Genomic DNA, 15,211 nt, shown 5'->3' with positions numbered 1-15,211 from the left:
GTACACATTTACAGACGGGGAAAACACCATGAATCTGCGTCAGTTCCTCACAGGCGCTCTGGCTGCCCTTACACTGAACGTGCCGGCTTTTGCCGATGTGCAGGGTGACCTGAACGGCTACTTTGGCAGCCTCGGCTTTGACGGCAACGTCTCAAAGGCGCAGGCATGGCAGGGGCAGGCTGCAGGCTATGTTACCGGCGGCTCCATCTATCTGCGTAACCCGGTGAAACAGGTTCAGCTCATCTCGATGCAGGTGCCGTCACTCAACGCCGGCTGCGGCGGCATTGACTCCTATCTGGGCGCCTTTTCTTACATCAATGGCGCAGAACTGCAGCGATTTGTTAAGCAGATCATGAGTAATGCGGCGGGCTATGCATTTGATCTGGCGCTGCAGACGATGGTGCCGGAGCTCAAGCAGGCTAAGGATTTCCTGCAGAAGCTGGCCTCTGATGTGAACTCAGCCAACATGAGTTCATGCCAGGCCGCGCAGGGCATCATCGGCGGTCTGTGGCCTGTATCGCAGGTGTCGAATCAGAAGATCTGTCAGGACATTGCCGGCGAGAGCAACATTTTCTCCGACTGGGCGGCGTCGCGTCAGGGCTGCACAGTGGGCGGGCAGGGTGACAGCGTCACAGGAAGAGCCTCTGACAACATGAAGGACCGGGTGCTGAAGAACAAAAACCTCATCTGGGATGCGCTGGGCCGCAACCACCTGTTTGACGGCAACCGCCAGCTGAAGGAACTGGTGATGAGCGTGGTGGGTTCAATCATTTTCAATAAAGCCGGGCAAGTCACTGTCCTGACGCCTCTGGTTGATAACCGCGACATCATTACCGTGCTGATGCGCGGCGGCACCGCGAAGATGTACGGCTGCGACGAGCCGGATCTGTGCCTCGGCCCTACAGTGGCCAGTGTCACGGTAAGTAGCGACATCGCCCTGGTGACCCAAGTGCGCAACCTGATGATTTCCATCGACAGCAAGCTCACGGCCGATACCGGCCTGTCGGACAGAGAGAAAGGCTTCATCAACACCACCTCGGTGCCGGTACTGAAATACCTGACCAACTCGCGCAGCATGGGCATGAGCCCGACCTACCTGATACAGGTCGCCGACTTTATCGCGCAGGACATGATGATCCAGTACCTGCAAGAGTTGGTAAAGCAGGCAAGTCAGTCACTTGCCGGTAAAAACTTCCCCGAGCAGGCGGCCGGCGAGCTTCGTAACAACGTGCTGGCTGCAACCTCGCTGCTGGCACAGATGAAGCTGCAGAGTACAGCTGATCAGAACGCGCTGGACGGCATCGATCGCAACATGCAGTACCTGCAGCAGCAGGTATCAACCATTATCTCGACGTCCTATCAGGGCAACTATCAGTGGGGAACGGGCAATGACTGAGGTCTGGACCATCTACGGCGGTGACATGTGGCGTCAGGTGTTTAACGGCGTCGTCACCGTCATCGGCAGCGACACCTATGACACGTTAAAACGTATCGCCGGGCTGTTTGGCGTGCTGGGCGTGATCGTCAGCTTCATCAAATCACGCAATCCGATGGTGTTTGCCAGCTGGCTGGCCATCTTTTTTGTCATCACCTCGGTGCTGCTCGTTCCGAAGCGCAGCGTACAGATACTTGATGTCACAGATCCGGCGGCGGTTTATCAGGTCGATAACGTGCCGGCCGGCCTGGCCTTCATCGCCGGCCTGACCACGTCCGTGCAGTTCGGTGTGGCGCGGCTTTATGAGTACAGCTTTTCGCGGCCGGATTCGCTGACCTATACCAAGACCGGCATGCTGTTTGGTTCGCAGATTGTTGCGCAGACTACGGACTTCCGATCACAGAATCCACAGCTGGCCGGAATGCTTACCGACTACGTGGAGAACTGCGTGGTGGGCGATATTCTGCTGAATAATAAATACACCGTGTCACAGCTGCTGAACAGCACCGATCCGCTTACGCTGATTACGAATAACCCGAGCCCGCTGCGCGGTCTGTATCAGGATACGGGCAGCGGCCGGCAGTTCATCACCTGCCAGCAGGCGGCTGCGGTCATTAAAAACCTGATTGGGGCGGACGTGCGCATTGGCGGCACAACCTGGCATGCACTGGCCACGCGCGTGTTCGGCAGCCGCGTCAGCGGGGACACGCTGCTCGGCAACGCGATGGATGAGAGCTACAACTTCTTCTATGCAGGCGGCCTGAGCGCAGCGCAGATTATGCGTAATAACATCACCAATGCGGCCATCCGTGACGGCTGGAAAGGCTTTGCGGCGCGCTCTTCGGACACGGCCAACCTGCTGAATCTGGCCACCGAGTCCAGCATGACCAAACAGCGCATCAGCTGGGGCGCGGGTGGCGTGATAGCTGCGCGTACGCTGCCGATGTTCCAGTCGCTGATGATGCTGGTCCTGATTGCGCTGTTCCCGCTGGTGATCGCGCTGGCACTGGTGAACCACGACATCTTCGGGCTTAAAACGCTGAAGCTGTACGCTGGCGGTTTCGTTTACTTCACCATGTGGCCGGTTATGTTCGCCATTCTTAACTCGCTGGCCAACTTCTATCTGCAGACGAAGACCGGTGCCACGCCGCTGGTGCTGGCCAATCAGGATCAGGTCGCCCTGCAGCACTCAGACGCGGCCAACATCGCGGGCTATCTGAGCATGTCGATACCAGTGCTGGCCTTTTTCCTGACCAAAGGCGCGGCATCAGTGGCCTCACAGGCCGTCGGCGGGGTAATGAGTTCGGCGGCATTTGCGACCGGCGGACAGGCCTCTACGACGGCGGACGGCAACTGGTCGTTTAACAACATGTCGATGGATAACGTCAGCGCCAACAAGTTTGACACCAACATGCTGCGCCGCTCGGGGTCTCAGGGCTTCCAGACCGGTAATAACGCGATGATGACGCAGACGGCGGACGGCCATACCGTAGTGGATACCAGCCAGGCGATATCTAACCTGCCGGTCAGCATGCGCCTCAGCTCCCTTGCCAGCAGCGGGTTCTCCGAGCAGGCGCGGCAGGCACAGCAGCAGGCGCAGAGCTCTCTTGATGGCTATAACCATAGCGTGACCAGTGGTTTCCAGCAGATGAACCAGCTGACGCAGCAGAGTGGCAACAGCGACAGCGTGACGCAGGGCAGCGACAACAGCGTGGCAACGAACGTCTCCAGAGGCGCGAGCAAAATGCAGTCGGCTGTTGAGAGCTATGCGAAGTCGCATAATGTTTCTGAACAGCAGGCGTATAACCAGCTAATGGACATTACCAATCAGGGTGGTGTGGGTGCGGGTGCCAGAGGCTATGTGAAATTTGACTCTGGTGACCAACTTGCCGGCAAGCTGGGCAAGTGGGCGACCGGCCTCAGTGCCGGGGGCGAAGCAAACGTCAATACGGACTGGCGCCATACGTCTGGCAGCTCGCACGGGACGCAGGACAGCCACGCTGAGGGCCGCGATAACCGTAAGGATCAGAGCAGTCAGGAAGCCCGTGACTTCCGCGAGGGTGTGGACATGGTCACCTCAACCCGCCTGAGCGATTCGGGGAGTCATACTGATAATCAGTCCAGCTCGAATGCTCAGCAGTTCGCAGCGACGCTTAATGATGCGAAGAGTCAGTACCATCAGTACACCGAGAGCAGCACGCGCAGTCAGGAGTTCAGCCGCATGGCCACGCTGTCACAGACGCAGAGCGCCAGCCTGGATGCTAACTACAATCAGGAGTTTGTGGACTGGACGACGGCGAAATATGGCAGTGATGCGCAGAACATCCTGACCAACGTCAGAAGCGCTCAGGGTGCGGCCACCGAATTTATGCACGAGCGGCTTGAGCCGGAAATCATGCGTAACTATGGCGCAAGGACAGATCAGGTTAACAGCGAGCCGCTGCAGCCTGCCCGTTCGCTGGATGCCGCCGGGACATCTTCGGGCGGGGGAGCACCGCTTCTGGCCGGGACGCAGTCGTCTGGAGACGCTCTGTCGGGTTCACCTTCGGCTCATGGCCATGAACGAGTCCGCGGAGCGTCGCCGGAATCTGTCGTCACAAATGGCCGCACAACTGAAGTCAGCGCGCATCAGGGAGAACGAAACCTCAGCGCTCAGGCCGGTGCACCTTCACAGGAAATGAGAGATGATTTCCGCAGCGGGTCCAGACGTGTGAGCGAGCAGGCCGCAGGGGCCGGCATCCAGAGTAACGTTGCTAATCAGGTCGCAGCACAAAGATCTGGCCTTATGGAAACTCTCAGGGAAAATGACGGGAAAATCGCCGAAAACAAAACCACTGTTCAGACGTCCAGTGATATACTCAGAAATGAGCATCAGGGTGCGGTCAGGAGTCAGCAGATAGGCCGTACTGAAGAGGATATTAGGCAAACTAAACCAGGCTTTGATCATGCGGAAACCGACGCCTTTGAGAAGAAATTAAAAGAGCTTAGGGAGCAGCAGAAAAAAGCCTCTTGATGAATGTGAAGGGAGAACGCAGATGGCAAACTTAACTGCAGCACAAGTTGAAGCGGACGTCGATCTTTTGATGGGCTGCTTAGGGGCTAATCATAGAGAAATTCCTTCGGCGGCTTCCTTGTCGAAAAGAAGTTCAATATTGCCACTTTTTGCTGCTGTGTTAAGCGTCTTAAGTACCATTATCTTTTATGTTTCTTATTATAAAGATGATGCATCTATTGCAGGCTTTTTGAACTTTTTTGCTTCAGAAGGTTGGTACTTAGTGGCCATTACTGCAGGTATAGGATTGTTTGTTTTTCTTATGACATATAACAACCAACTCACCTACCTATCTTTACCATCAAACCTTAGAAATGAGTCGTTGATAATTAGTCATATCGGCAAGATAGTAAGAAAATCGGTCATAATTTTTTGTTCACTAATGATTTTGAGTAGCTTACTTTCCGGGGTTTCTGTTTGGTTTGCCTTAGCAGTTCCAGCTTTATTATTAATGTTGTTTGTGATTACAAGCATATTAGTATCCGCTGAAATTAACCGACTCGGAGCCGGTCTGGCTCTTGAGAAAATCAGCAATCTTATCAAAAAGATTTAAGTTCTCACGGCGTCTGCCGATACCCCTTCCGGCACTCTGACGGAAGGGGTTTTCTTAATAACCCCCTTATTAATACAGCGTGCCCCGGGGCGCGCCAGTCCCGTTTTTTCCGTTTAACAAGGATACGTCAATGAAAAACCGCAATGCCTTCGTGGCAGCGATTGCTGCTGCCTCTCTGATGCTTTCCGGCTGTAGTGCCATGAGCACTGCCATCAAAAAACGCAATCTCGACGTCAAAACGCAGATGAGCCAGACAGTGTGGCTGGAGCCTTCCAGCCAGAAAACCGTGTACCTGCAGGTGCGTAACACATCTGACAAGGACATGAGCGATCTGGAGCCGATGCTGGCACAGGACCTGCGGGCCAAAGGCTACACCGTGACTTCAAATCCTGACTCTGCCTACTACTGGATTCAGGCCAATGTCCTGAAGGCAGAAAAGATGGACTTACGTCAGGCACAGGGATTTCTGTCGACCGGATATGAAGGTGCCGCTACCGGCGCCGCGCTGGGTGCAGGCATTACTGCCTATAACAGCACATCCGGCGGGGCAATCCTTGGGGTAGGTCTGGCGGCGGGCCTTGCCGGAATGGCGGCGGATGCTCTGGTTGAAGACACAAACTATACGATGGTGACCGATCTGCAAATTTCTGAGCGCAGCAAGGCGTCAGTGACAACTGACAACGTAGCAGCACTGCGTCAGGGCTCCTCGGGCATCAAGCTGCAGACCAGCAGCGAAGAGGGCAATCGTATGAAGTACCAGACCCGCGTTGTCTCAAATGCCAACAAAGTAAACCTGAAGTTCGAAGAGGCAAAGCCGGTGCTTGAAGCGCAGCTGGCCAAATCCGTTGCAGGCATCATGTAACGGATAAAGTCACTGATCACGGGAGCGAACAGTGCGAAGACGAATCGAGGATGTTGCAGCCTGGCTGCCAGCACATGTAATGATCACACTGCTCGGTGGCATCTGCACACTGTTGTTAGCGAAGGTTACAGAGAACTGGCTCCCGGGGCGGTTTATCAGCGCAATGCATGAATACAGCGGCACATCAGTTGCGGTTAATTCTGATGGTTTCTTCCGGTTTGTCGTCGCAGCCGTGCTTCTTTATGTTTTGTCGATAGCATCCTGCGGAATAACCATTGCACTGGCGCTCTGGAATATCTTACGCCTTATCTGGATACTTGCAGGCCGCTGAAATTCCTGGTATTAAATAATGACCGGTTGCAAAACCGGCGGCATGCGCCTTAAGGGGAAATAAGAAATCTCTCCTGACAACGGGGCGCCTGCCGACCCCCGTCTGCGCCCCCGGGCGGCTGACACCGGGGCAGCATCAACACCACGGGTGCTGCCCTCCTCCCTTACGGGACCTCATATTTCCACGCGTCTCCCTGATACACAGGGTAGCGGAAGCGTGGCTCTGATTTTCCGGATATCTCCCCCGCATGCTTCATTGGCAGGTTTCTGCGCGGGTGGCGCACGTCCGGGATTGCGCTGTATCCGTACTGACTCTCCGTTCTTATCTTTCAGAAGGAAATTCCTATGCTCACTCTCAGCGGTGCGGCACGCACCTTTATTATCTGGTTAACCCTGTTTTTCGCCTGGAGCGCCATCGTACTGTGGCAGTTCGGCCCGGATATCGTAAAAACTATCATGTCACACAGCCATCTGTTTGCCTGGGATCTCGCCACCCGTATGGTGCAGGGCGACATGATGCCCCCGGGGATTATCACGCTGCTGCTGGTTTTGCTGGTACTGACGGCCGGCTGCGTGCTCTCCGCACTCACGCTGGCCTGCTGGAATCTGTTTATCTTCACCTGTGCTATTCCCGTCATGGCTGGCGTCTGGCTGCTGCGCCGTACGGGGCTTATCCGCACTCCCGCGTCCGTTACGCTGAAATAATTTCCGGGGCCTGAGCGGCCCTTTCAGCCACTTTTCTTTCTGCCGTCAGCCTGCCCGATTTTTCCGGGCGGGCTGCGCCTGCGTGCTTTCCGGAGTTCCCCATGAGTTTTACACCCAAATACCTGACGCAGGGCGGCCAGATGACGGCCTACCGGCTGCGCATGTTTGTGCAGGTCAGCAACTGGATTTTCCACTGGATGCTGCTGCTGTTCGTGGTGGCCACCGGTGTGCTGTTCTGGCTGACGACTCCCGACGACGTGCTGCGCAACGGTTTCTGGTACTGGGCTGCGTGGCCCAGTCACTCACTGCTGGGCCTGTCCCCGCGCGCGGCCGAAGCCACGTGGGACATTTTCTGGCACTGCGATGAGGGTGCGCAGCTGTGCACGATAAAGCTGACGCCGGCGCAGCTGCTGGCCAATCCGTGGATGCAGGACATGGGCCGCCAGTTTCTGGCGAACCTGCGCTTTATCGCCAGCGCCTGTGGTATCACCGCCAGCCTGCTCTGGTGCCTCATCGCCTGGTACGTGGGTCGCATCGGTAAAAAAGAGAGTGAGGACGAGTTTATCTCTGGCATGACCCTTACCGATCAGCTTCAAGAGGTTAACCGGCTGCTGAAAAAGGCCGGTGAGAAGTCCGATCTGCAGATTGGTGGCCTGAACATGGTGAAGAACGCCGAGGTCATGAACTATCTCATTCACGGCACCATCGGCGTGGGCAAGTCCACGCTCATCCGCTGGCTGCTGGACTATATCCGCCGGCGCGGCGACCGGGCGATTGTTTACGATTCCGGCGGTACTTTTATTGAGACCCACTACGACGAGCGCGTGGACAAAATTCTGAACGCGCACGACAGGCGCTGTGAGAACTGGGTGCTGTGGCGCGAAGCGCAGGACGTGGTGGACTACGAGAATATGACGGCCGCGCTGATGCCGGTCGAGGGCGACTCTGACCCGTTCTGGGTGTCCTCATCGCGCACCATCTTCAGCGATACGGCCATGCAGTTCGCGTCCCGTCCTGATCGCAGCATCGAAACGTTCCTGAAGACCTGCCTCTCCATCGACCTGAAAAGCCTGCGCGAGTTTCTCAAAAACACCCCGTCCGCCAACCTGGTTGAGGAGAAAATCGAGAAAACAGCCATCTCTATCCGATCGGTGCTGACCAACTACGCCAAATCGCTGCGCTACCTGCAGGGGCTGGATAAGGAGGGTAAGCCGGAGTTCAGCATCCGCGAGTGGATGACCGATGCACAGTATGACAGCAGCTGGCTGTTTATCTCCACCACGGCCCGCCATCGCAAGGCTGTGCGCCCCCTGATATCGATGTGGCTGTCGCTGGCAACTCTGCTGCTGCAGAGCATGGGCGAGAACAGCGACAGGCGCGTGTGGTTCATCGGTGATGAAATTGCCAGCCTGCAGAAGATACCGGAGTTCAACGAAACGCTGGCCGAGGCCCGCAAGTTCGGTGGCTGTTTCGTGCTGGGCATTCAGAACATGCCGCAGCTTATCCACATTTACGGCCGCGAGATGGCCAAAGCCATTTTTGACCTGCTGAACACCCGGGCCTACGGCCGCTCACCGAGCGCTGAGGTGGCAAAAATCGTGGAGGAGGAGCTGGGTCATCAGCGCCGGCGCGAGGCGCGCGAACAGAATAGCTACGGCCTTGACCAGGTGCGCGACGGCATCTCCATCAGTAAGGACAAGGTCAACGAGCCCATCGTGGACTACGACCAAATAATGAAGATGCCTAACCTGCAGTTCTATGTCCGCCTGCCGGGCGAATACCCCGTGGTGAAGCTGAACCTGAAATACCGCAAACAGAAAAAATACCACCCCGCGCTGATTGAGCGCGAATTCCGCGACCGGCTGAGTCCGGAACTCGAGCGCATCATTGAGAGCAACGAACGCAGCGCCCGCGCGGCGAACATTTCGTTTCCGACCGGCGAAGAAATACTTGAAGACGGTGGCCACACCACCGTCACTGCTGTGCCTGAATCTGCAGCTGCCTCGCCGACTGTAGCCCCAGTGATACCTCAAAACCTCACAGAGGGATCAGCAGCGTCAGCTGAATGCAAAGCTGATCCTGCCGTCGAAGTTTCCACTCAAGTGCAAGCGACAGAAGAAACCCCCGCTTCTGCCAGCGAAATGTTGACCACCTCTAACGTCCATCCGTTCGCTCGCCGCGCCACGGTTGAACCCTTGAGTGCGTCTCAGGTCAGGCCGCTGCCTGCCAGGCAAGCCACATCGGACCAAACAACAGAGACAACGCCGGGCCCATCGGCACCAGTAATTCCACAGCCTGATACCGCCCCGAGGCTTTCTCCGCTGGACCGAATCCGGAGGCTGCAGACCGGCAATACGGCAGGCACGACTGAAACCGACAGCGACACATCGGGCGGGGAGGCTCCAGAGCTAAACGTGCAAATGGAAAAAGATGACGGCGGGCGCCTCATTGTCCGGCACATCAGCCCGCGAAAAACGGATCAGGAAAAGCGCGAGGAAGCAGAAGCCAAAAAGTATGGGGATGCCAATGCGCGCATGGCCGACGACGAAAAGAACATCCTGCGACACCGCGACGACTACGAGGCGTATCAGGAGATGAGTGACAGCCTGGACCCGGGAGGGTATGAACGATGATGACCGTTGCTCCGGTGGCTTCGGCCGCCGATGCTGCCGGCTACTACAGCAGCAAGGATAACTACTATTTTCTGGACGATATGCCCACGCAGTGGCTGGGCGAGGGCGCGCGCGAGCTCGGCCTTGAGGGGCCGGTTGACCTTGATACGTTCACGGGCATTCTGCATGGCAATCTGCCCAATGGCGTGACGCTGGGTAAGGAAATGCAGGGCGCGCACGTGCACCGGCCTGGATATGATTTTACCTTTTCAGCACCTAAAAGCGTCTCAATGCTGATCCTTGCCGGCGGCGACAAACGCCTGCTGGAGGCGCACCATGAAGCGGTAAAAGAGACGCTGGCTGTCATGGAGCAGACGGTAAGTGCCCGTGACACGAAGGAGGGCGTCACGCGCATCGTTACCAGCGGTAAAATGGTCGCCGCGCTGTTCACGCACGACACTTCGCGCAACCTCGATCCGCAGATCCATACCCACGCGGTGATGGCTAACGTTACGGAGCTGGACGGCAAGTGGAAGGCGCTGGCCACCGACACCATTCACGGTGCCGGCTTCATCGAGACGGCGTACCGCAACCAGATTACGTACGGCAAAATCTACCGCAACGTGCTGAAGGGCAAGGCTGAGGCGATGGGTTATGAAACCCTCCCCACCGGCGGCCGTCACGATTTGTGGGAAATAAAGGGCTTTACGGAAGATGTGCTGGAAGAATTTTCCTCACGTCACCGGGAAATCCACGCGCGCGCCGGCGAGGATGCCTCGCTGAAAAGCCGCGACGTGGCCGCACTTGATACCCGCCAGCGCAAGCAGGATATCAGCCGCTATGGCGAAGACGAAACCGTACCGGTACGTACCCGGACAGAACCCTCCGCCGTATCCGTGCCGGCTGCGCCGGTGCCGGAACACGTGGTCGCTACAACGGGAAAAGCGGCTGCAACAGCGGATAAAGAACCGGCAACGCCTTCAGCACAGGATAAAAATGTGCCGATTGTCCGGCCCGGACCATCCCCTGTGCTCGAGCAGACTGAGCCCGTGCCGGAACATGTGGTGGCTGACACCGGAAAAGCCCCTGCAACTGCGGATAAGGAACCCTCAGCGCCGTCAGATCAGATGAAAGATGTGCCGATCGCGAAGCCCGAAACCGCCGATGGCCGCGCACGGCTTCAGGCGCGCTGGCAGCGACAGATGGAGGATACCGGCTTTGATATTCAGGGCGTCATGAATGAGGCCCGCGAACGTGAAAAGTCACGGCCTGAAGCCGGCGAAGCGCAGGAAACGCCCGTGCAGGCGATGGAGGCTGTCCGCACCGCTATTTCTGTACTGAGCGACAGTAAAACGCGATTTACCTATGGGGATCTACTGCTGACCGCTCATAACGCCGGTGAACTGCAGAACAGCATTCCGGACCTGCGCAAAGCGCTGGACCAGGCAATTCGTGACAACCTGCTCGTGCCTCTTGACGGCGATAAAGGCGTATTTACCTCGCACATCCACCTGCTGGATGAGTTGTCGGTACAGTCACTGGCAGCGGATATCCTGAAAGATAACAGGGTGGTAAATTTCAGCCTCACCTGCAGCCCGACCCCCGGCCATCTTGAGCATGTTGCCCGGGAGCCTGCCATTATCATCAACGCACCCGCATCTGTCGGGCGTCTGCGTGAAGTCACGGAGGAACTGGTGACAATGTCACGCGAACAGGGGCGCGAGGTCAGCGTGCTGACAAGCTCCGCCGAGCGCGCACTCAGCTTTGCCAAATCACCTGAGCTCAAAGACCGGCTTCTCCACCGCAGCCGGATGCTCGATGGCACCTTCAGCCTGACGCCACAGAGTACGGTCATCGTGGAAAGTGCGGAAAAACTCAGCCTGAAAGAAATGCTGGTACTTACCGGTGAGGCGCAGTTGCAGAATGCGCAGCTGCTCTTTCTGGACAGCGCCGGGCGGCAGTCAAATGCGAACGCACTGTCCGTACTGACCGCGGCAGGCGTAAAACGTCAGAGCCTTAACACATCACCTGACGGAATAGAGGTCCGCGTAACCAGTATTCAGGACAAGCGCGACCGCTATCAGGCATTGGCAGAGCGTTACGCCGGAATGGACCCCGCGGATGGGCCAGTTACGGCTGTTGTAACAGGCCCGCGTGAACAGGCTCAGCTGACCGGTGTTATCAGGAATGCGCTGCAGAATGCCGGCAGACTGGGGCAGGAGCAGGTCAGTATCGTGGCGCGTACGCCGGTATTTATGACGGCCAAAGAGCGCCGTCTCCCTCAGACCTACCGCGCCGGTATGGTGCTGGAAGACAGGTCGGAGAAAAACGAGACGCGTCACTACGTCATCGACCGTGTGCATGATGAGACCCGTATGCTGTCCGTGGTTGACGGGGACGGTGAGCTGTCACGGATAAAGCTCAGTTCGCTCTCAGGTGACTGGCGGCTGTTTAAGCAGAGTGCGGTAGAGGTTGCTGCCGGGGAGCAGTTGTTTGCACTCGCCGGCGATAAAAATGCGGGCCTGAAGGCGCGCGACCGCCTCACGGTCACGGCCATTGAAAACGGAACGCTCGTCGTGCAGCGCGAAGGGCAGAAAAAGCCGCTGCAGCTGGATGCGTCCGGGCCGCTATATGTAAGTTATGGCTATGTAAGTGCGCCCGGCAGCCGGGACAATGACCATGGTACGGTGCTGGCAAGCCTGGGTGCGCAGGACCTGTCGGCGAACATGATTAATTCGCTGGCGCAGTCAGGCCATGAGGCGGAGATTTTCACGGGAGAGGACCTGAGCCGGGCGGAAGAGAAACTGGGACGCATGCGATCAACGCGCTCGCCGTTATCACTGGTCCGGCAGGCCAGCGGAAAAGAGGATGCCAGCGAGGCCGTGGACACGCTTAACAGGCAGCTGCTCTCTGATGCCCGTAAAGCCGTGACGCGAAGCGTGGCGCAGATGCGGGACGTTGCTTTCTCGTGGACGAAGCTGCTGGAGGAGGCGCTGACGTTCAGCGGCAATCTGAAGCTCATTGAAACTGAAATTGGCCGGCAGGTTAAGGAAGGCGATCTCATTGAGGTGCAGACCGGTTCCGGGCCTCACTTCGTTGCGCGCTCCACGTGGGAGATGGAAAAAGCCATTCTCGGTGAAATCGAACGGGGTAAAAACACGCAGGTGCCGCTGATGTCACAGGTAGATCCGGTTCTGCTTTCAGGCCTGACTCAGGGCCAGAAAGAGGCTACCTCACTTATTCTGCAGAGTCCGGACCGCTTTACGGCCGTGCAGGGGTATGCGGGTGTCGGTAAAACCACCCAGTTCAATGCGGTAAAGGCGGCAATCGATACCCTACCGGCTGACGCGCGCCCGGTCATTGTGGGCCTGGGGCCGACTCACCGGGCGGTCAAAGAGATGGCGGGCACGGGCATTGATGCGCAGACGCTAAAGTCGTTTGTGCTGGACTGGCAGATGCGTAGCGCGGCCGGTGAGGACGTCCGCTATGACAATATGCTGTTCCTTATCGATGAGTCCTCCATGATTGGGAACCAGGATACCGCTGCAGCGTATCGCGCGATCGCTGCCGGCAACGGCCGCGCCGTACCAGTAGGTGACGTCGCGCAGCTGCAGTCGCCAGAGAGCGGTGCGCCGTTCCAGCTGATGCAGGAGCGGAGCCCGATTGACGTGGCGGTGATGAAAGAAATCGTGCGCCAGCGCGATACGGACCTGAAGTCTGCGGTGTACAGCATCATCGGCAATGATTTCGCGGGCGCGCTCAGAAATATTGAAAAAGTTTCTCCGGACGTCGTCCCCCGGCGGCCGGGTACAGTGCTTCCCTCTGGATCAATTGTGCAGTCAGCAGACCCGGTCTCTACTATCGTGGCTGACTTTATGAGCCGCACTGATGAGGCAAGGGAGCAGACCATGATCATGGTACAGCTGCACGCAGACCGCAAAGCCATCAATGAGGGTATTCATGAGGCGATGGTGATAACAAAAGAGCTGGGCGAGGCGCATCGCATCGTCCCTGTCCTGGACCGTATTAATGGCGGGCGGCACGATTTTAACCGTATTGACGACTGGGAAGCCGGGCAGGTGGTTATGGCAAATCAGCGGTATCTGCACGTTACTGGCGTTGATCAGGACAATGGCAACGTCATCCTGAAGGATGAAGCAGGGCGCACGCACTTCTGGTCCCCACAGGAACTTAACGCTACCGAAATCGAGGTTTTTGAAACCCGTGCAATTGAACTACGCACGGGTGACAGCGTCCGCCTGAGTAAAACACAGAAGCAGGCCGGTCACGCTGCACACGAACAGTATCGCGTAGAGGAACTGCGTGACACGGGTGAAATTGTCCTGCGTAACGGCAGTGGGGTTAAAGTCATCGATCCGGCGACTACGATTGCAGATCGACACGTGGACTACAGCTGGGCTGTCACCGGCTATGGCGCACAGGGCGCCAGCGCCCGGTACTCACTTGCGCTCGAAGGCGTTGAGGGTGCCCGCAAGCAAATGAGTGGCGCACGGGCGTTTTATATCAACGTCTCGCGTGCAAAGGACCACGTTCAGATAATTACCGATGACAGAGATGGCTGGACAAAGACGCTCGGGGGCAGAAAAAACGAGCCGTCCACGGCGCATGACGCGCTGATGCCGGAGCCGGAGCGCGTTCAGGCCAGGCAAATCTGGGCGATGGGGCAGGCCGCGTCAAAAACGGCCATCGGTCGCGCGTTTCTGCGGTCAAACGGCCTGAGCGGCAGCCCGGTTACTGCCCGTATTATCCCACCGACGCGAAAATTCCCTGAGCCTCATCTGGCCCTGCCGGTGTACGACGGTAACGGTAAAGCGGCGGGCCTGACGATGGTGCCGCTTCGTCCCGGCAGTGGTGAAGTAAGTCGGGGTACCGAAAGGCGGATTATCACTACCGGCGGACAGGCGGCGCTTTTGCAGAAAAGCCGGAACGGTGAAACTCTGGTGGTGAACACACTGGACGAGGCGCTCAGCACGGCGAGAAAGCATCCCACGTCCGGCATTCTGCTTAAAACCGGAAACGACTCGCCGTCACAACAGCTGCTAAAGATTTCAGGGGGCCTGGAGCCCGTAGCTGAAACGGTGGTAAGAGCAGCCGTTAATAGTGTGCAGAACACACCGCCCGTTCCGGAAGATACGGTGTCAACAGCGGTACCTGCCGACATTGGTGACGCAGCTGTCAGAGACCTTGTCAGGAGAGACAGTCATCAGCCTGACGTTCCTGTCGTACCGGAGGCGCATATTATGGCCAGTGACAGTCGGGCAGATGTGGCAGGAGAGGAAAAGCTTGCCACAGACCTCAGTCGGGCTGCTCCACAGGAGAAGACAGACAGTGAGAAACCTGAGATTCCAGATGTCAGGTCTGTAACGGACGAGGCGAAACTTGCCGGCCGGGTTCTGGAAGATACCCGGCAGGATTCTCCGGAAATTATCAGGATGCCGGAGGAGAGCCGGGAGCAGCCAGTACATTCGGGCAAGGGCGATACAGAACTGGCTACTGAGCTGTCAGCCGCCGCCCGGACGGAAAGAGAGATTGCGGCAGGTCTCAGCAGGCCGGTTCAGCATGATGCTCCGGAACGAATGCCACCCGAACTGTCACATGCACCCTCCAGGAACATTCAGAAAGAACGTTAAAAATCAGCGTG

General features: G+C 57.4%; 8 protein-coding genes. All 8 read left to right on the top strand.

What is annotated here, in order from left to right; translation table 11 throughout:
* The first annotated feature begins 28 nt into the window (after positions 1–28).
* The 8 genes from traH to mobF all read left to right on the top strand — a co-directional run bounded on the left by traH (position 29) and on the right by mobF (position 15,200).
* On the top strand, positions 29–1,396 hold the full coding sequence (traH, locus tag OK412_RS22230) for a conjugal transfer pilus assembly protein TraH (RefSeq protein WP_264353577.1): 1,368 nt from the start codon (positions 29–31) through the stop codon (positions 1,394–1,396).
* Positions 1,389–4,448, top strand: a complete 3,060-nt coding sequence (traG, locus tag OK412_RS22225; protein WP_137230254.1) for a conjugal transfer mating-pair stabilization protein TraG — start codon at positions 1,389–1,391, stop codon at positions 4,446–4,448. The genes traH and traG overlap by 8 nt, the downstream gene beginning before the upstream one ends.
* Positions 4,449–4,470: 22 nt before the next feature.
* The gene (locus OK412_RS22220) at positions 4,471–5,040 is read left to right on the top strand and encodes a hypothetical protein (RefSeq protein WP_137230252.1); all 570 of its coding nucleotides are present in this window, start codon (positions 4,471–4,473) and stop codon (positions 5,038–5,040) included.
* A 130-nt stretch (positions 5,041–5,170) separates the two neighbouring features.
* Positions 5,171–5,902 (top strand): complement resistance protein TraT, encoded by a 732-nt coding sequence (gene traT / locus OK412_RS22215; RefSeq protein WP_061704454.1) that lies wholly within the window; start codon positions 5,171–5,173, stop codon positions 5,900–5,902.
* Positions 5,903–5,981: 79 nt separating this feature from the next.
* On the top strand, positions 5,982–6,233 hold the full coding sequence (locus OK412_RS22210) for a hypothetical protein (protein WP_061704453.1): 252 nt from the start codon (positions 5,982–5,984) through the stop codon (positions 6,231–6,233).
* A gap of 344 nt (positions 6,234–6,577) precedes the next feature.
* Positions 6,578–6,937, top strand: coding sequence for a hypothetical protein (locus tag OK412_RS22205; RefSeq protein ID WP_033781228.1), 360 nt, complete (start codon positions 6,578–6,580; stop codon positions 6,935–6,937).
* 101 nt (positions 6,938–7,038) lie between these two features.
* On the top strand, positions 7,039–9,570 hold the full coding sequence (traD, locus tag OK412_RS22200) for a type IV conjugative transfer system coupling protein TraD (RefSeq protein ID WP_264353576.1): 2,532 nt from the start codon (positions 7,039–7,041) through the stop codon (positions 9,568–9,570).
* Positions 9,567–15,200: a MobF family relaxase gene (mobF, locus tag OK412_RS22195; RefSeq protein ID WP_264353575.1), complete on the top strand. Its 5,634-nt coding sequence runs from the start codon at positions 9,567–9,569 to the stop codon at positions 15,198–15,200. The genes traD and mobF overlap by 4 nt, the downstream gene beginning before the upstream one ends.
* Positions 15,201–15,211 lie beyond the last annotated feature (11 nt).

Source organism: Pantoea sp. JV6 (assembly GCF_025910055.1).
In the GTDB taxonomy this organism is placed as follows: domain Bacteria; phylum Pseudomonadota; class Gammaproteobacteria; order Enterobacterales; family Enterobacteriaceae; genus Pantoea; species Pantoea agglomerans.
This window is presented reverse-complemented; position numbering and strand designations above follow the sequence as displayed.